Source organism: Klebsiella sp. 141251 (genome assembly GCF_050600725.1).
Taxonomy (GTDB): Bacteria; Pseudomonadota; Gammaproteobacteria; order Enterobacterales; family Enterobacteriaceae; genus Klebsiella; species Klebsiella aerogenes.
The window spans coordinates 259,621-275,063 of sequence record NZ_JAQIRG010000006.1 but is presented as its reverse complement, the minus strand read 5'-3'; the positions used below and the strand labels follow the sequence as shown (position 1 = coordinate 275,063).

At 57.3% G+C, this 15,443-nt stretch carries 13 protein-coding genes; 7 read left to right on the top strand and 6 right to left on the bottom strand.

Annotation, left to right across the window (positions count from 1 at the left end; genetic code table 11):
* Positions 1–343 precede the first annotated feature (343 nt).
* The 6 genes from PGR09_RS15690 to yiaY all read left to right on the top strand — a co-directional run bounded on the left by PGR09_RS15690 (position 344) and on the right by yiaY (position 7,216).
* On the top strand, positions 344–709 hold the full coding sequence (locus tag PGR09_RS15690; protein WP_315711859.1) for a DUF3302 domain-containing protein: 366 nt from the start codon (positions 344–346) through the stop codon (positions 707–709).
* Between the two features lie 2 nt (positions 710–711).
* Positions 712–1,848 (top strand): HlyD family secretion protein, encoded by a 1,137-nt coding sequence (locus PGR09_RS15685; RefSeq protein ID WP_042893612.1) that lies wholly within the window; start codon positions 712–714, stop codon positions 1,846–1,848.
* Between the two features lie 91 nt (positions 1,849–1,939).
* A complete protein-coding gene (locus PGR09_RS15680) occupies positions 1,940–2,548 on the top strand; it encodes a glutathione S-transferase (protein ID WP_430916286.1) in 609 nt (202 codons plus the stop codon).
* Positions 2,549–2,653: 105 nt separating this feature from the next.
* A complete protein-coding gene (selA, locus tag PGR09_RS15675; protein ID WP_430916285.1) occupies positions 2,654–4,042 on the top strand; it encodes an L-seryl-tRNA(Sec) selenium transferase in 1,389 nt (462 codons plus the stop codon).
* On the top strand, positions 4,039–5,895 hold the full coding sequence (gene selB / locus PGR09_RS15670; protein WP_045390675.1) for a selenocysteine-specific translation elongation factor: 1,857 nt from the start codon (positions 4,039–4,041) through the stop codon (positions 5,893–5,895). The genes selA and selB overlap by 4 nt, the downstream gene beginning before the upstream one ends.
* Before the next feature lie 169 nt (positions 5,896–6,064).
* On the top strand, positions 6,065–7,216 hold the full coding sequence (gene yiaY, locus PGR09_RS15665) for an L-threonine dehydrogenase (RefSeq protein ID WP_045359266.1): 1,152 nt from the start codon (positions 6,065–6,067) through the stop codon (positions 7,214–7,216).
* Positions 7,217–7,265: 49 nt separating this feature from the next.
* Here the strand turns inward: yiaY and PGR09_RS15660 are convergent, their stop codons facing one another.
* Positions 7,266–9,224, bottom strand: coding sequence for a glycoside hydrolase family 127 protein (locus PGR09_RS15660; protein ID WP_430916284.1), 1,959 nt, complete (start codon positions 9,222–9,224; stop codon positions 7,266–7,268).
* A gap of 12 nt (positions 9,225–9,236) precedes the next feature.
* On the bottom strand, positions 9,237–10,637 hold the full coding sequence (locus tag PGR09_RS15655) for an MFS transporter (protein WP_430916282.1): 1,401 nt from the start codon (positions 10,635–10,637) through the stop codon (positions 9,237–9,239).
* A gap of 252 nt (positions 10,638–10,889) precedes the next feature.
* Between PGR09_RS15655 and PGR09_RS15650 the strand changes: the two genes are divergently transcribed.
* Positions 10,890–11,705 carry an AraC family transcriptional regulator gene (locus tag PGR09_RS15650; RefSeq protein ID WP_320482765.1) on the top strand — a complete coding sequence of 272 codons (816 nt, stop codon included), beginning with the start codon at positions 10,890–10,892 and terminating at the stop codon, positions 11,703–11,705.
* Here the strand turns inward: PGR09_RS15650 and araD are convergent.
* The 4 genes from araD to PGR09_RS15630 are packed head-to-tail and all read right to left on the bottom strand — an operon-like array spanning position 11,692 to position 15,419.
* Positions 11,692–12,408, bottom strand: coding sequence for an L-ribulose-5-phosphate 4-epimerase (gene araD / locus PGR09_RS15645; protein WP_047047702.1), 717 nt, complete (start codon positions 12,406–12,408; stop codon positions 11,692–11,694). The genes PGR09_RS15650 and araD overlap by 14 nt on opposite strands.
* Positions 12,402–13,262 (bottom strand): L-ribulose-5-phosphate 3-epimerase, encoded by an 861-nt coding sequence (locus PGR09_RS15640; RefSeq protein ID WP_045390681.1) that lies wholly within the window; start codon positions 13,260–13,262, stop codon positions 12,402–12,404. Before PGR09_RS15640 ends, araD begins: the two co-directional genes overlap by 7 nt.
* Positions 13,255–13,917: a 3-keto-L-gulonate-6-phosphate decarboxylase UlaD gene (ulaD, locus tag PGR09_RS15635; RefSeq protein ID WP_213797575.1), complete on the bottom strand. Its 663-nt coding sequence runs from the start codon at positions 13,915–13,917 to the stop codon at positions 13,255–13,257. The genes PGR09_RS15640 and ulaD overlap by 8 nt, the downstream gene beginning before the upstream one ends.
* Complete coding sequence (locus PGR09_RS15630) at positions 13,914–15,419, bottom strand: FGGY-family carbohydrate kinase (protein WP_045390687.1); 1,506 nt, start codon at positions 15,417–15,419, stop codon at positions 13,914–13,916. The genes ulaD and PGR09_RS15630 overlap by 4 nt, the downstream gene beginning before the upstream one ends.
* Between the last annotated feature and the right edge of the window lie 24 nt (positions 15,420–15,443).

Genomic DNA, 15,443 nt, shown 5'->3' with positions numbered 1-15,443 from the left:
CTCAATCACAAAAATGATGTGTAAAAAAACAACAACACGTAATGGGAGGCCATAAATCGCATATTTATGTGATGGTTGTCACATTATAACTTTGCTGTTTTGTTATTTGTTTGTGATATGAATCACAAAATATTTTGCGCTCAATTCCGTCTTGTGTGATCTGCGGCAGGTTCTGTCTTCCCCAACGGCCAACGATGTAACTTTGCAACTCGCCTGCATGAAGAACATTTTTTGCCGCTGATGGCGGAAATGAATACGGTGAATTATGCTCAAATTGTCAGCCAGGCGCCGCTTCGCGGTCGCTCACAATTCCAATAATCTATTAGCGTGAATCGAGGAAATTATGTTTCTCAATTATTTTGCGCTGGGCGTTCTGATCTTCGTTTTTCTGGTTATTTTTTACGGGATTATTATTTTGCACGATATTCCGTACCTGATTGCGAAGAAACGTAATCATCCGCACTCTGACGCAATTCACGTCGCGGGGTGGGTCAGCCTGTTTACGCTGCACGTAATATGGCCATTTTTATGGATCTGGGCCACCCTCTATCAGCCGGAGCGCGGCTGGGGAATGCAGCATAAGCCGAATGAAGCAGGGCCTGATGATGCCGACAGCGAGCTGGCGCAGCTCAATCAGCGTATCGCTGAACTCGAACATAAAATCGCGCATCTGCAGCCGACAGCGCCGCCATCCTCGACGGAGAAATAATCATGGACCTGTTGATCATTTTGACGTACGTGGCCATTGCGTGGTCGGTATTTAAAATATTCCGTATTCCGGTAAATAAATGGACGGTCCCGACCGCGGCCCTGGGCGGCGTATTTATTGTTAGCGCGCTTATTTTATTGATGAACTATAACCACCCTTATACTTTTACGGCGCAGAAAGCGGTTATTTCCATTCCTATTACGCCGCAGGTTACCGGCATTGTCAGCAGCGTGACCGATAAAGCCAACCAGCGGGTGAAAAAGGGCGAGGTATTATTTACTATCGACCCGGCGCGCTACCAGGCGCGTGTCGACCGACTGCAGGCCGATCTGGTCACCGCATTGCACAGTATCAACACCCTGAAAGCCCAACTGCAGGAAGCGCAGGCGAACACCGTGCGCGTTTCCGCCGAGCGCGACCGGCTGTATAAAGATTATCAGCGCTATTTGAAAGGCAGCCAGGCGCGGGTCAACCCGTTTTCGGAAAGCGATATCGATAATGCCCGGCAAAACTACCTTGCCCAGGATGCATTGGTGAAAGCCTCCGTCGCCGAGCAGGCGCAGATTCAGAGCCAACTGGATAGCACGCTGAATGGCGAACAGTCGCAGGTGGTGAGCCTGCGCGCGCAGTTGGCGGAAGCGAAATATAATCTCGATCAGACCACCGTCCGGGCGCCGAGCGATGGCTACATTACCCAGGTACTGATTCGCCCGGGAACCTACGCCGCGTCGCTGCCGCTGCGCCCGGTGATGGTCTTTATTCCGCAACAAAAACGGCTGATTGTCGCCCAGTTCCGCCAGAATTCGTTGCTCAGGCTGGAAGCCGGCGATGATGCCGAAGCGGTGTTTAACGCACTGCCAGGGCAGGTATTCCACGGTAAACTGGTAAACGTATTGCCGGTGGTGCCGGGGGGGACTTATCAGGCGCAGGGATCGCTGCAGTCGCTGAGCGTCACGCCGGGTACCGATGGCGTGCTGGCGACGATTGAACTGGATCCCGATGCGCAAGTCGATGCGCTGCCCGACGGCATCTACGCCCAGGTAGCGGTCTATTCCGACCATTTCACCCACGTGTCGGTGATGAGAAAAGTGCTGCTGCGCATGACCAGCTGGATGCACTACCTCTATCTCGATCATTAATGCGATCGGCGGCAGGTTGAGACAACGTCGCGCCTGCCATTTGCCTGCGCCTGAACCATACTGATCTTTTCGTTGGCGAAAGGAGCAGGCAATGAAACTTATCGGCAGCTATACCAGTCCTTTTGTACGTAAAATTTCCGTCATCTTGCTGGAAAAGGCGATTCCCTTCGAGTTTGTGAACGAATTCCCCTATAACGACGTCAACGGCGTGGCGCAGTACAACCCGCTGGGTAAAGTCCCGGCGCTGCTGACCGATGACGACGCGTGCTGGTTTGATTCGCCCATTATTGCGCAATATCTGGAACTGCTTAACGTCGCGCCGGCGATGCTGCCCGCGGAACCTCTGGCGGCGCTGAAGATACGCCAGCTGGAAGCCTTATCTGACGGCATCATGGAGGCGGCGATCGCGCTGGTGCGGGAAAAAGCGCGTCCGGCGGCCCAGCAGTCAGAAACCGAGCTGCTCCGCCAGCGGGAAAAAATCGCCCGCGGTCTTGATATGTTGGAAGGGTATGCCGTCGACGGTACCTTGCGTAATGGTGAACTGAATCTGGCGACCATTACTGCCGCCTGCGCCATTGCTTATCTGAATTTCCGTCGCGTGGCTCCCGGATGGTGCGCGACGCGGCCAAAACTGGTCAAACTGGTCGAGACCTTATTTCAGCGCGCCAGTTTTGCGCGTACCGAACCGCCAGGGAGTTGACCCAGGCAGGTAACAGTTTCCTCGCGCAGGCGTTACAATCGCCACTCATTGTTGACTCCCTCTCCCGTCGGGAGGGGGGAAAATAACTTATCGTCAGGTTCACTCATGTCTACCGATACTCGCGCGCTTTATACCCGGCTTCCGGCCATTGATCGTTTACTTCGCGATCCCGCTTTTGCTTTACTGCTCGATCGTCATGGCCATTCGCAAATCGTGGCGCTGCTGCGCCAGATGTTGGATGAGGCGCGGGAGCATATCCGCCAGGCGCAGGCATTGCCAGAGTGGTGCGACGACTGGCCACAAGAGACCGCCAGCCGGCTGAATCTTAACCAGCAGAGCGCGCTGCGTCCGGTATTCAACCTCACGGGCACCGTGCTGCACACCAATCTGGGGCGCGCAATCCAGGCGGAAGCCGCGGTACAGGCGGTAGCGCAGGCGATGCGCGCGCCGGTCACGCTGGAATACGATCTCGATGATGCCGGACGCGGTCATCGCGACCGGGCATTGGCCGATCTGCTGTGCCGCATTACCGGCGCGGAAGATGCCTGTATCGTCAATAACAACGCGGCGGCGGTGCTGCTGATGCTGGCGGCGACGGCCAGCGGGAAAGAAGTGGTGGTCTCGCGCGGCGAACTGGTCGAGATCGGCGGCGCATTTCGCATCCCCGACGTCATGCGCCAGGCCGGCTGTCTGCTGCATGAAGTGGGCACCACTAACCGCACCCACGCCAAAGATTATCGTCAGGCTATCAATGAGCAGACCGCCCTGCTGATGAAAGTGCATACCAGCAACTACAGCATTGAAGGTTTTACCAAAGCGATTGATGAAGCGGAACTGGCGGAAATTGGCCGCGAATATGGCGTACCGGTGGTGGCCGATCTCGGCAGCGGCTCGCTGGTGGATTTGAGCCAGTACGGTTTACCGAAAGAACCAATGCCGCAGGAATTGATTGCCGCGGGCGTGAACCTGGTGAGCTTTTCCGGCGATAAGCTGCTCGGCGGGCCGCAGGCGGGGATTATCGTCGGCGACAGGTCGCTGATCGCGAAGTTACAGAGTCATCCGCTTAAGCGCGCGCTGCGGGCGGATAAAATGACCCTGGCGGCGCTGGAGGCGACTCTGCGCCTGTATCTGCATCCGGAAGCGCTGGCCGACGAGTTGCCGACGCTGCGCCTGCTAACCCGCCGCGCCGAGGATATTCGCCAGCAGGGCGAGCGCATACAGCCTGGGCTGGCGGCGCACTATAGCGATTTTGAGGTGCGCGTTGAAGCGTGTTTGTCGCAGATTGGCAGCGGGTCGTTGCCGGTCGAGCGACTGCCCAGCGCCGCGTTAACCTTTACGCCGCGCGATGGTCGCGGCAGCCAGCTGGAAGCGCTGGCCGCCCGCTGGCGCGCCTTACCGATACCGACGATCGGCAGAATCTATGATGGCCGTCTGTGGCTGGATCTGCGCTGTCTTGAAGATGAACCCCGGTTTATGGAGATGTTATTGAGATGATTATTGCCACCGCCGGTCATGTGGACCACGGCAAAACCACGCTGCTGCAGGCGATTACCGGCGTCAACGCCGATCGCCTGCCGGAAGAGAAATCACGCGGGATGACTATCGATCTCGGCTACGCCTATTGGCCGCAGCCCGATGGCCGGGTGTTGGGTTTTATCGATGTTCCGGGGCATGAAAAGTTTTTGTCCAACATGCTGGCCGGCGTGGGCGGGATCGATCACGCGCTGTTGGTGGTGGCCTGCGATGACGGCGTGATGGCGCAAACCCGCGAGCATCTGGCGATTCTGCAGCTGACGGGAAAACCGACGTTAACCGTCGCGTTGACCAAAACGGACCGCGTGGAAGCGGCGCGCGTTGCCGAAGTTCGGGCGCAGGTGGAATCCACGCTGAGCGAGCTGGGGTTCGACGCCGCTGCTTTCTTCGCCACCGCGGCGACGGAAAATCTCGGCATTGCCGAACTGCGCAGCCATTTGCTTCAGCTGGCTGAGCGCGAGCATCCGCGACAGCAGCGTTTTCGTCTGGCGCTGGATCGCGCCTTTACCGTCAAGGGCGCGGGGCTGGTGGTGACCGGAACGGCGTTATCCGGCGAGGTAAAAATCGGCGATACCCTCTGGCTGACCGGCGCCAATAAACCCATGCGCGTCCGCGGGCTGCATGCGCAGAATCAGCCGGTTGAACAGGCGCGGGCCGGGCAGCGTATCGCGCTGAACATCGTCGGCGACGCGCAAAAAGAGGATCTCAGCCGCGGCGACTGGCTGCTCTCGGCGCAGCCCGCAGAACCTTGCGAGCGGGCGATTGTCGAGCTGACCTGCCACGCGCCGCTCAGCCAGTGGCAGTCGCTGCATATCCATCATGCCGCCAGCCATATCACCGGCCGCGTTTCGCTACTGGAAGGCAATTTGGCCGAGCTGGTGCTGGATACCCCGCTGTGGCTGGCGGATAACGATCGCCTGGTGTTGCGCGATATCTCCGCCCGTTTGACGCTGGCTGGCGCGCGGGTGGTGACGCTGAATCCGCCGCGCCGCGGTAAACGCAAACCGGAATATCTGCAGTGGCTCTCTTTGCTCGCCGCCGCGCGAGACGACGCGCAGGCGTTGGATATTCATCTGCAGCGTGATGCGGTGCGTCTTGACGAGTTTGCCTGGGCGCGGCAGCTGAGCGCCGACGGCCTGACGGCATTAATTAACCGTCCGGATTACCTGCAGGCCGGTAACAGTCTGCTTAGCGCGCCGCTGGCCGCCCGCTGGCAGAAAAAGCTGCTCGACGCGCTGGCCCGTTATCACGACCAGCATCGCGATGAGCCGGGGCCCGGTCGTGAACGCCTGCGGCGAATTGCGCTGCCGATGGAAGATGAAGCGCTGGTGCTGCTGTTGATTGAACAGATGCGCAGCAGCGGCGTCATTCAAAGCCATCACGGCTGGCTGCACCTGCCGGAGCATAAAGCCGGGTTTACCGATGAGCAGCAGGCCATCTGGCAGCGCGTGGAACCGCTCTTCGCCGATGAGCCATGGTGGGTACGCGACCTGGCGCGCGATCTGAACGTCGAAGAGTCGTTGATGCGCGCGGTGCTGCGGCAGGCGGCGCAGCAGGGGATGATTACGGCGATCGTAAAAGATCGTTATTATCGCAACGATCGCATCGTTGAATTTGCGCAGTTGATCCGCCGCCTGGATCTGCAGCGCGGTTCCACCTGCGCAGCGGATTTTCGCGATACGCTAAATATTGGCCGTAAACTGGCGATTCAAATTCTTGAATATTTCGACCGCATTGGCTTTACCCGCCGTCGTGGTAACGATCATCTTCTCCGCGACGCGCTGTTATTCCCTGAAAATAAAAACGGCGAATAATAACGCAAATGAAAAATTAAGCCGGTAATGTTTAACAGTACGTTAAAAATGAAAATATTAACGTACTGTTTTTCATCCAATTTCTTGCCAAAAATGGCGTTCAGGTCATGTTTTTTATTGCGACATCCTCGTACCCTTCCATGATATTCACCTAAATGAAGGAATCATCATGGCTGCATCGACTTTTTATATTCCGCCAGTAAACGTTATTGGCGCTGGTTCTGTTACTGAAGCGATGAATACTATCCAGCAATACGGATATCGTCGGGCATTAATCGTCACCGACGCGATGCTGAATAAATTAGGTATGGCGGGTGAAGTACAAAAGGCGTTGCAGGAACGGGATATCTTCAGCGTGGTGTATGACGGCGTGCACCCGAACCCGACGACTCTGAACGTCGAAAACGGCCTGGCGCTGCTGAAAGAGAATAACTGCGACTGCGTGATTTCTCTGGGCGGCGGTTCGCCGCACGATTGCGCGAAAGGGATCGCGCTGGTCGCGGCAAACGGCGGCAACATCCGTGACTATGAAGGGGTGGACCGTTCGGCAAAACCGCAACTGCCGATGATCGCTATCAATACCACCGCCGGTACGGCTTCGGAAATGACCCGCTTCTGCATCATCACCGATGTCGATCGCCACATCAAAATGGCGATTGTCGATAAGCACGTGACGCCGGTTCTGTCGGTTAACGACTCTTCGCTGATGATGGGGATGCCGAAATCACTGACCGCCGCTACCGGTATGGACGCGCTGACTCACGCTATCGAAGCCTATGTTTCTATCGCGGCGACGCCGATCACCGATGCCTGCGCGTTGAAAGCGATGACCATGATTTCACAGAATTTAACTCACGCAGTGGAAGATGGCGGTAATGAACAGGCGCGTGAAGCAATGGCCTATGCGCAGTTCCTCGCCGGGATGGCCTTCAACAACGCGTCGCTGGGCTATGTCCACGCGATGGCGCACCAGCTGGGCGGCTTCTACGATCTGCCGCACGGCGTCTGCAACGCCGTCCTGCTGCCATTCGTGCAGGAGTATAACTGCAGCGTCGCCGCCGCGCGTCTGCGTGACTGCGCGCAGGCGATGGGTGTGAACGTTGCCGGGCTGAATGACAAACAGGGGGCGGAAGCCTGCATCGCGGCCATCCGCGAGCTGGCGCGTAAAGTCGGCATTCCGGCCGGTCTGCGCGATCTGAACGTTAAAGAAGAGGATATTCCGCTACTGGCCAGCAACGCGCTGAAAGATGCCTGCGGTTTAACCAATCCGATTCAGGCGACTCACGAAGAAATCATGGCGATTTTCCGCGCCGCGATGTAAAACAAAAAGCGCCCGGCCTTTGCTGCCGGGCGTTTTTCTTGCCTTTTGCTTATGCGCTTTCCTGTACCCACACCCGCATTTCACCTTCGCCGCGGTTAGCCCAGCTAAACCACGGAATGAACGTGAGCGTCTGCGCCTCGCGGGTAGCGGCGGGGCTGTCGTATCGCCAGAGCGTCTGCTGCTCCGCCCGTTCTGCCGTCAGCTTGTAGCCCGGCGCCTGAATCAGCATTTTATGAGCGAAAATCCCTTTTCCTTCAAAGGTGGTGAACTGCGCATCGCGTGGCAGCTGCAGATTATGCAGCGCCTCGCCGTTATCCGCCTGTTCCAGGCAGTAGACCAGCGGGCCGCGCTGCAGGGCGACCTGGCCTGCCTGATGGCGCACCAGCGGATTGCCATACAGACGACGCACCGGCATCGGCAGCGTCAGTACCAGGGTATCGCCTTCCTGCCAGCGGCGATTGATGTGCAGGTAGCCTTTGCGGATATCCTCGGCGACCGGAAGGCCGTTCAGCGTCACCTGCGGATGGTCGCACCAGTCCGGCAGGCGTAACGCCAGAGTATGAGCGATCGCGACAGGCGAATCGATGGCGATTTTGACCTGTTCCTGCCACGGATAGTTGCCGCTGATGCGCAGGCGCAATGTCTCCTCGCCGACCGCAACTTCTACCTGATTGCCGACATACAAGTTGATATACAGCGCCTCATCGCGCGGCGTGTAGATATAGTGGCCGAGCGAGGTCAGCACGCGGGCGATATTCGGCGGGCAGCAGGCGCAGCCAAACCAGCGCTGGCGGACGGGCTTCACATGGTCGTAGATATGGTTGAATTTCAGCGCTTTTGGTTGTACTTCCAGCGGGTTGACGTAGAAGAAGTGCTTACCGTCGAGCGCCATGCCGCCCAGCACGGTGTTGTAAAGCGCGCGCTCCATGACGTCGGCATACTGGCTGTCCGCTTCTAGCTCGAGCATCCGGCGGGCAAACATCATCAGCCCAATAGAGGCGCAGCTTTCCGCGTATACCGTATCATTTGGCAGATCGTAATCGCTACTAAACGCCTCACCGCTGCTTTGTGAGCCGATGCCGCCGGTAATATACAACTGGCGCTGGACCATATTGTTCCACAGCCGCAGGCAATCCTGGCGCTTGCCTTCGTCCTTGCTCAGCCGCGCCAGATGCGCGACGCCGGTCATCAGGTAGACAAAACGTACCGCGTGACCAATGGCAGTGGGCTGTTCGGCAATCGGCAGATGCGCCTGGCTGTAGGGTTTGTCCATTACCATCCATGCCGGGCCGTAGGTGTTCCAGTAGGACGTCTTGCCGCGTTTCTCGTATTCGATATCGTAAAAGTGTGGCTGTGTTCCACGCTGTTCGACGAAGTAATTGACCAGCGCCAGATAGCGCGGCTGCTGAGTGACGTCATACAGGCGCATCAGCGCCAGTTCAATCTCCGGGTGGCCCGGATAGCCGTGCAGCTGGTGGTCGGCGGGGCCGAAGACGCTATCAATGTGGTCCGCCAGGCGGCAAACCACCTCCAGCAGGCGGCGTTTGCCGGTGGCCTGAAAGAAAGCGACGCCCGCTTCAATCATATGCCCGGCGCAGTATAGCTCGTGGCATTCGGCAAGGTTGGTCCAGCGGGCGTTCGGCTCCTTTACCGTGAAATAGGTGTTGAGATAGCCATCGGCGCACTGTGCGGCAGCCACCAGTTCGATCACCTCATCGGCGGTTTTTTCCAGCTCGGCATCCGGCTGTTGGCATAGCGACCAGGCGACGGCCTCCAGCCATTTCGCCACATCGCTATCCTGAAAAACCATGCCATAAAATTCCCCTTCCTGTAGCCCGGCGGCGATGCGGAAGTTTTCTATCGCGTGGCTTGGATCGGCCTCGGCGATCCGGTCATTGAGCGCGTCCCACTGGTAGGGGATCACGACATCGCGCACCAGTTGCTGATACTGACCGAGGAACGGATCATTAATTTTAAGCTTGTGCAGATCGACTTCCATTACGGACATGACGGAGACTCCTTAAGACTGAACGTGACGCGCGCGCAGGTCGGTGGTGATGCGCGATATCATAGGGTTATTGAGCTTGCAGGCGCGGATGGCGAACGCCAGCAACAGGTGAAAGAGCGCGGGCAGTAGGGTTTCCATCGCGGCGATCCCGGCCAGTGAAGAGGCCGTTTGGTTATCGGCGCCTGGCTGATAGGCGACGAAAATAAAGACCAGGCTGATAATGCCGGCGCTTGAGGCCCAGGCGAGCTTGATAAAGAACAGGTTGAAGGCGAAGTTCATCCCCGAGGAGCGCACGCCGGTTTTCCATTCGCCATAGTCATCGGAGAAGGCCATCAGCGAGAAATGCAGCGGCAGGGTGAAGCCGAGAATAATGCCGTTGCCGAGGATGACCGCCAGCCACAAGGTTTGCCAGGCGGGCCCGGTCGGCAGGAACCACATCGCTACCGCCAGCGCGGCAAGCAGCAGGTTGGTGTAATAGTAAAGCTTAACCGTATCGAAGCGGCGTGACAGCAGGTTAATAATGACGGAGCCGAAAATCGAAGCGAAAGTCACCATGGTGAAAAAGAGTGAGGTGTAGCCGGTCGAGCCGCCCAGCACGTAGGTGATGAAATACATGTAGCCGCCGCCACGGATGTTAAACACGTTGATCAGCAGGAAAGACATCACCAGCATCAGCAGCAGCTGATCGTTTTTACGCAGCCCGGCAACATGTTCGCGGAGGGTAAATTTGCCCATCACATCCAGCGACACGCGCTCGCGCACCCAGAAAAAGCAGCACAGGAACATCACCACGGCAATGGCGCACAGTACGCCGACGCCGTACTGATAGCCCTGTGCGATATTGCCCTGGCCGAGCGCTTTCACCAGCCACGGCAGACCGACGGAGACCAGAAAACCGGCCACGCCGCACAGGACGAATCTCCACGCCTGGCAGGAGATCACCTCGTTGTGGCGGCTGGTCATGGTGTTGATTAACGCGCAGTAGGGAACGTTGATGGCGGTGTAGCTGACAGAAAGCAGCAGATAAGTGCCAAACGCCCAGGCGATTTTTACCCCCATGCCGGCATCCGGCACCGTGAAGGTCAGGACGCCGATAATGCCGATGGGCACCGCAATCCATAGCTGCCACGGGCGAAAGCGCCCCCAGCGGCTCTGCGTGCGGTCGGCCAGCACGCCCATGACCGGGTCGGAAATGGCATCGAAAACGCGCAGCGCAAGAAACATCGTGCCGACCAGCGCTGGGGTGAGACCAAAGACATCGGTATAAAAAAAGGTCAGAAAATTCATGATCAGGCAGGTAATCACGGTCCCGCCGGCATCTCCCAGGCCGTAACCTATTTTTTCACGGAGGGATAACGTGTCGTCCTGCGCGCGTTGCGCTATTTCACTTGTGGTAATCGGAGCCGAAGTCATAAATAACTCCCGGGAAGGATATTCGGAAAATATTCCGCTGTATGGCGGGCTTTGGTTTTGTCATTAGCAAAGTACGTTAATTATTTTGCACGGAATATTAACGGCAACAAGGGAAGGAAAAAGTATAAAAAGATGACGATTCCGACTTCATCGCGAAAATGTGATTTCGATCCGGCAGAGCGCTATTTTATGATGAATAATCAAAGCGTAATCCACTTAATTATTGTCGTGATAATAGAATATTGAATATATATGCTTAATTTATCCATGCCGCTGCCAATTAAAGTCCAAAATGGTGGCCTGTTTATCTCTCGCGGCATCGGCAGCCACCCGGCGAGGAAGTTACAGTCCTGGGAGATCATTTTTGTTGAAAAGGGGACATTAACGATTCGCGAAGATGAGGAGACATTCTGCGTTCGTGCCGGAGAAAGTTTGCTGCTTTGGCCGGAGCGGTTACATGTAGGTGTGGAACAATTTCCGGCAGACCTTAAATTCTACTGGCTCCATTTTGAAATGATCCCGGAGGCGTTGGTTTCATCATGTCAGCCAAAAATTGCGCTGCCGCAGCATACCCGCGTAGCTGAACCTCAATATATTATTTCGCTATTCCGCCAATTCTTGCGTGAGCAGGAAAATATTCATCGCAGCGTCGCGCTGGAATTAATATTGCTGCTGATTTTGCAGCAACTTTCCGCCGCTGCAGAAGAGTTGCCGGTCGATACTCCTGGTAATGCGTTGGCGTGGAAAGCACAGCAGATAATCCTTACCCAGTATCATCTGCCGCTTTCCGCGGCGACCCTCGCCAAAGAACTGCACTGCAACGCGGACTATCTCGGGCGGGTTTATCGCCATGCGTTTCATTTAACGCTGACCGACGCATTACACCGCCAACGGGTAAGGGCGGCGGAGAAGCTGTTAATCAGCGATTCATTATCGCTTAGCGAGGTGGCGCGGCAGTGCGGCTTTAACGATGTGGGCTATTTCCGCAAAATCTTTCGCAAACATACCAGCCTGACTCCCGCGGCCTGGAAGCGACGCTACTGCAAAGAGCACATTAATTCGGCATAGAAGGCGTGTCCTGTCCGTAATAGGCATTCGCGCCGTGCTTACGCAGATAATGTTTGTCGAGCAGTTCTTGCTGCATATCGGCCAGCTGTGGCGTGAGCTGACGGGAAAAAAGCCCCATATAAGCGCACTCTTCGAGGACGACGGCATTATGCACGGCGTCGGCGGCGTTTTTACCCCACGCAAACGGACCGTGTGAATGCACTAGCACTGCCGGGACCTGCATGGGATCGAGATCGCGCGCTTCAAAGGTTTTAACGATCACCTCGCCGGTCTGATACTCATATTCACCATTGATTTCATCGGCAGTCATCAGGCGGGTGCAGGGGATCGCGCCATAAAAATAATCCGCGTGCGTGGTGCCCCAGGCCGGTAAATCCAACCCTGCCTGCGACCAGATAGTCGCGTGGCGCGAGTGGGTGTGAACGATACCGCCGATTTGCGGGTAGCGGCGGTACAAGGCAAGGTGGGTTGGCGTATCGGAGGAGGGCTTTTTAGCGCCTTCAACCACATGGCCGCTGGCGATATCGACGACCACCATGTCGTCAGCGCGCATGACGTCGTACTCCACCCCGGATGGCTTGATAACCATCAGCTTGCCCGTTTCATCGACGGCGCTCACGTTGCCCCAGGTGAACGTCACCAGCTGATGCGCAGGTAGCGCCAGGTTGGCGGCTAATACCTCAGACTTCAATTGTTCTAACATGTGAAACCTCCTTCTTGCATCCGCGCTTCTATCCAGCGGCGTGCCTGTATAATTTCCAGTACCGGCTCTTTGGCTTTTTCCGTCCACATCTCAATTAAGAATGAACCGCGATAGTTCAGCTCATGCAGCGTTTTGAAGATGCCGACAAAATCGACACAACCCTCGCCGAAGGGGACGTCGCGAAACTGCCCCGGCGATTGTGCGGTTACGGGTAGCGTGTCTTTAAGATGGATAGCGGCGATGCGGTCGATGCCCAGTTTAAGCTCGGCGCTGACGTCGTTGCCCCAGGCGCTCAGATTGCCGACGTCCGGATAGACGCTGAACCACGGCGAGGCGAGCATCTCGTCCCACTTTTTCCATTTGCTGATGGAGTTCATAAACGCGGTGTCCATGATTTCGACCGCCAGCATGACCTGCGCCGCGGCCGCCTGTTCGACCGCCCACGCCAGCCCTTCGGCAAAGCGTTGCTGCGTGCCGTCATCGTGTTCTTCGTAGTAGACGTCATAGCCTGCCAGTTGGATGGTGCGGATCCCTAAATCGCGAGCCAGCTGAATGGCTTTGGTCATGATCTCGCGCGCCCGCAGGCGGGTTGGCTCATCGCGGCTGCCAAACGGGAAGCGGCGATGGGCAGACAGGCACATTGACGGAATGGCTACCCCGGTCTCCAGCATCGCCGCGACCAGAGAGGCGCGCTGGGTGGCGCTCCACTCCAGGCGCGCCAGACGTTCGTCGGTTTCATCGACCGACATTTCGACAAAATCAAAACCACAGCTTTTCGCCAGCACCAGCCGTTCCGGCCAGCTAAGGTTTTTCGCCAGCGCTTTCTCATAGATGCCTAAGGGATGATTACGCATGCTGCTCTCCCCAGATGGCGTCGATTTGGGCGTGGAAATCACCTGCCACCTGCGCGGGCTGCGCCGCGCCCGCCAGCGCGCGTCCGGCAATAAACGCTTTGACGTCAATATCGCTAAACAGGGGTAAGTCGGCCGGCGTGATGCCGCCGGTAATAGACAGTTGCAGGCCGATATCCGACAGCGCTTTCATACGCGCCAGATCGGCGTCGCCCCACTGCTGGCCGCTGGCCTGCGCATCGCGGCCGCGGTGATAAATCGCCTGGCGGACGCCGATGCGGTACCAGTCGCGCGCGTCATCCAGCGTCCAGTTACCGAAGAGTTCAATCTGAATATCGCCGCCGCAGGACTGGGCGACGGCATGGCCTTTCTCAACGGTCGCCAGCGGCGCGGCGCAGATAATGGTCATCCAGTCGGCGCCTGCGGCAAAGGCCTGTTGGGCCAGCGTTTCGCCAGCATCGGCGACTTTCCAGTCGGCGACGATGATTTTATCCGGACACTGGGCGCGCAGGGCTTTTACCGCGTTGAGTCCTTCCGTCAGACACAGAATTGTGCCCGCTTCCACGATATCAACGTGATGGCGCAGTACGGCGACATCGCGCTGGGCGGCTTCCAGGCTGGTATGGTCGAGCGCCAGTTGTAGTAATGGTCGGCTCATAATGTGTGCTCCTTAATGCGGGCGTGATAGCCCTGTAGTGCGCTAATCAATTGCTGGTATTGGCGGTATTTACGCTGATAAAGACGGTGTGCGGTCATGTCAGGCAGCAGGGTTCGTACCGGATGCTGCAGGCTGCTCAGGGCCTCGCGGAAGTGGCGATAGACGCCGGTACCGACGCGGGCGGCAAGCGCGGCGCCAAAACAACCGGTCTCTTCAACCTGCGGCAGTTCGATGCGCAGACCGCTGACGTCCGCCAGCATTTGCATCCATACCTCGGAATGCGCCGGACCGCCGGTGACGCGCAGAGCCTGGACTTGGGTAAAGCGCTCGCGCATGCGGTTGAGATGCGTCATATGGCTGAAGACCACCCCTTCATACACCGCCTGTAGTAAATGCGCGCGGGTGTGCATGGCCTGCATGCCGTAAAAACCGCCGGTCATCTCCAGGCCGGCGTTACTACCGTAAAGGAACGGCAGAAAGAAGAGCTCGCTTCCCGCTTTTGGCAGGCTGGCGACGGCCTCATTAATCTCGGTAAATGAGAGCCCGCCCCACTGCGCGGTAAACCATTCAAGATTGCCGGAAGAGGTGGGGCTCGCTTCGTGGACGATGTATTCACCGTCATTGACGAAACGGCCATAGACGTAAGGATGAGCTTCATGCTCACGCAGCCCGTGGGTGATCCCGCTGGTAACCGCCCAGGTCCCCATCACCGCATTGAGCACTGATTCATCATTGAGGCCCGCGCAGAGCGCGGTAGAAACCACATCAAACAGACCGCCGACGACGGGCGTTCCCGCCGCCAGACCGGTAACGGCGGCCGCCTGAGCGGTGATTTCCCCGCATATTTCCGCAGAGCCGACGATCGGCGGTAGCGCCTCGTCAATTTCACTTATGCCTAACCACTGGGTCAGGCGTGGGTCGTATTGCCCGCTGTTCATGTTGTAGAGATTGGACTCAGAAATGTTGCTCTCTTCGCAGCCCTTCATCCCGGTTAAACGCCAGCGAAGATAATCATGGGCCATCATGACGCAGCCGATTTGCCCATAGCGCTGCGGTTCATTTTCTTTCAGCCACCGCAGCAATGAAGCGGGATGGCCGGTCCACAGCGTCTGGCGGGTAAGGGGATACAGTCGCTCAGGGATGCCATCCTGCTGCCAGCGTTGAACGATTTCCAACGCCCGACGATCGGAGGAGAGCATCGCGTTACCTAACGGGCGATCCTGTTTATCAAGTAGAAATAGCCCTTTGCCCTGCGCGGAGATAGCGATGCCCTTGATTTGCTTACCATTGACGTTAGCGGCGCTGAGCAGCCTGGCGATGGTTTCATGGCAGCGTTGCCAGAGCAGATCCATTTCCCGCTCGGCGTATCCCGGCTGCGCGCTGAGGGTGCGTAAAGGGCAGCGCTCGATACGCCGCTCTACGCCCTGGCTGTTATATAAACCGGCTTTTAGATAAGTACCGCCACAATCGATACCCAGCCAGAAGGTCTCTTTTTCACTCATCTTAGTCTTCCAGTTTTTCCGGAC

Bases quoted from the DNA above. Each gene is read 5' to 3' on its own strand.
- ulaD (WP_213797575.1), bottom strand. From the start codon at position 13,917: ATGAGCCGACCATTACTACAACTGGCGCTCGACCATACCAGCCTGGAA.
- araD (WP_047047702.1), bottom strand. From the start codon at position 12,408: ATGTTAGAACAATTGAAGTCTGAGGTATTAGCCGCCAACCTGGCGCTA.
- PGR09_RS15660 (WP_430916284.1), bottom strand. From the start codon at position 9,224: ATGTCCGTAATGGAAGTCGATCTGCACAAGCTTAAAATTAATGATCCG.
- PGR09_RS15640 (WP_045390681.1), bottom strand. From the start codon at position 13,262: ATGCGTAATCATCCCTTAGGCATCTATGAGAAAGCGCTGGCGAAAAAC.
- yiaY (WP_045359266.1), top strand. From the start codon at position 6,065: ATGGCTGCATCGACTTTTTATATTCCGCCAGTAAACGTTATTGGCGCT.
- PGR09_RS15655 (WP_430916282.1), bottom strand. From the start codon at position 10,637: ATGACTTCGGCTCCGATTACCACAAGTGAAATAGCGCAACGCGCGCAG.
- selA (WP_430916285.1), top strand. From the start codon at position 2,654: ATGTCTACCGATACTCGCGCGCTTTATACCCGGCTTCCGGCCATTGAT.
- PGR09_RS15685 (WP_042893612.1), top strand. From the start codon at position 712: ATGGACCTGTTGATCATTTTGACGTACGTGGCCATTGCGTGGTCGGTA.
- PGR09_RS15680 (WP_430916286.1), top strand. From the start codon at position 1,940: ATGAAACTTATCGGCAGCTATACCAGTCCTTTTGTACGTAAAATTTCC.
- PGR09_RS15690 (WP_315711859.1), top strand. From the start codon at position 344: ATGTTTCTCAATTATTTTGCGCTGGGCGTTCTGATCTTCGTTTTTCTG.
- PGR09_RS15630 (WP_045390687.1), bottom strand. From the start codon at position 15,419: ATGAGTGAAAAAGAGACCTTCTGGCTGGGTATCGATTGTGGCGGTACT.
- PGR09_RS15650 (WP_320482765.1), top strand. From the start codon at position 10,890: ATGCTTAATTTATCCATGCCGCTGCCAATTAAAGTCCAAAATGGTGGC.
- selB (WP_045390675.1), top strand. From the start codon at position 4,039: ATGATTATTGCCACCGCCGGTCATGTGGACCACGGCAAAACCACGCTG.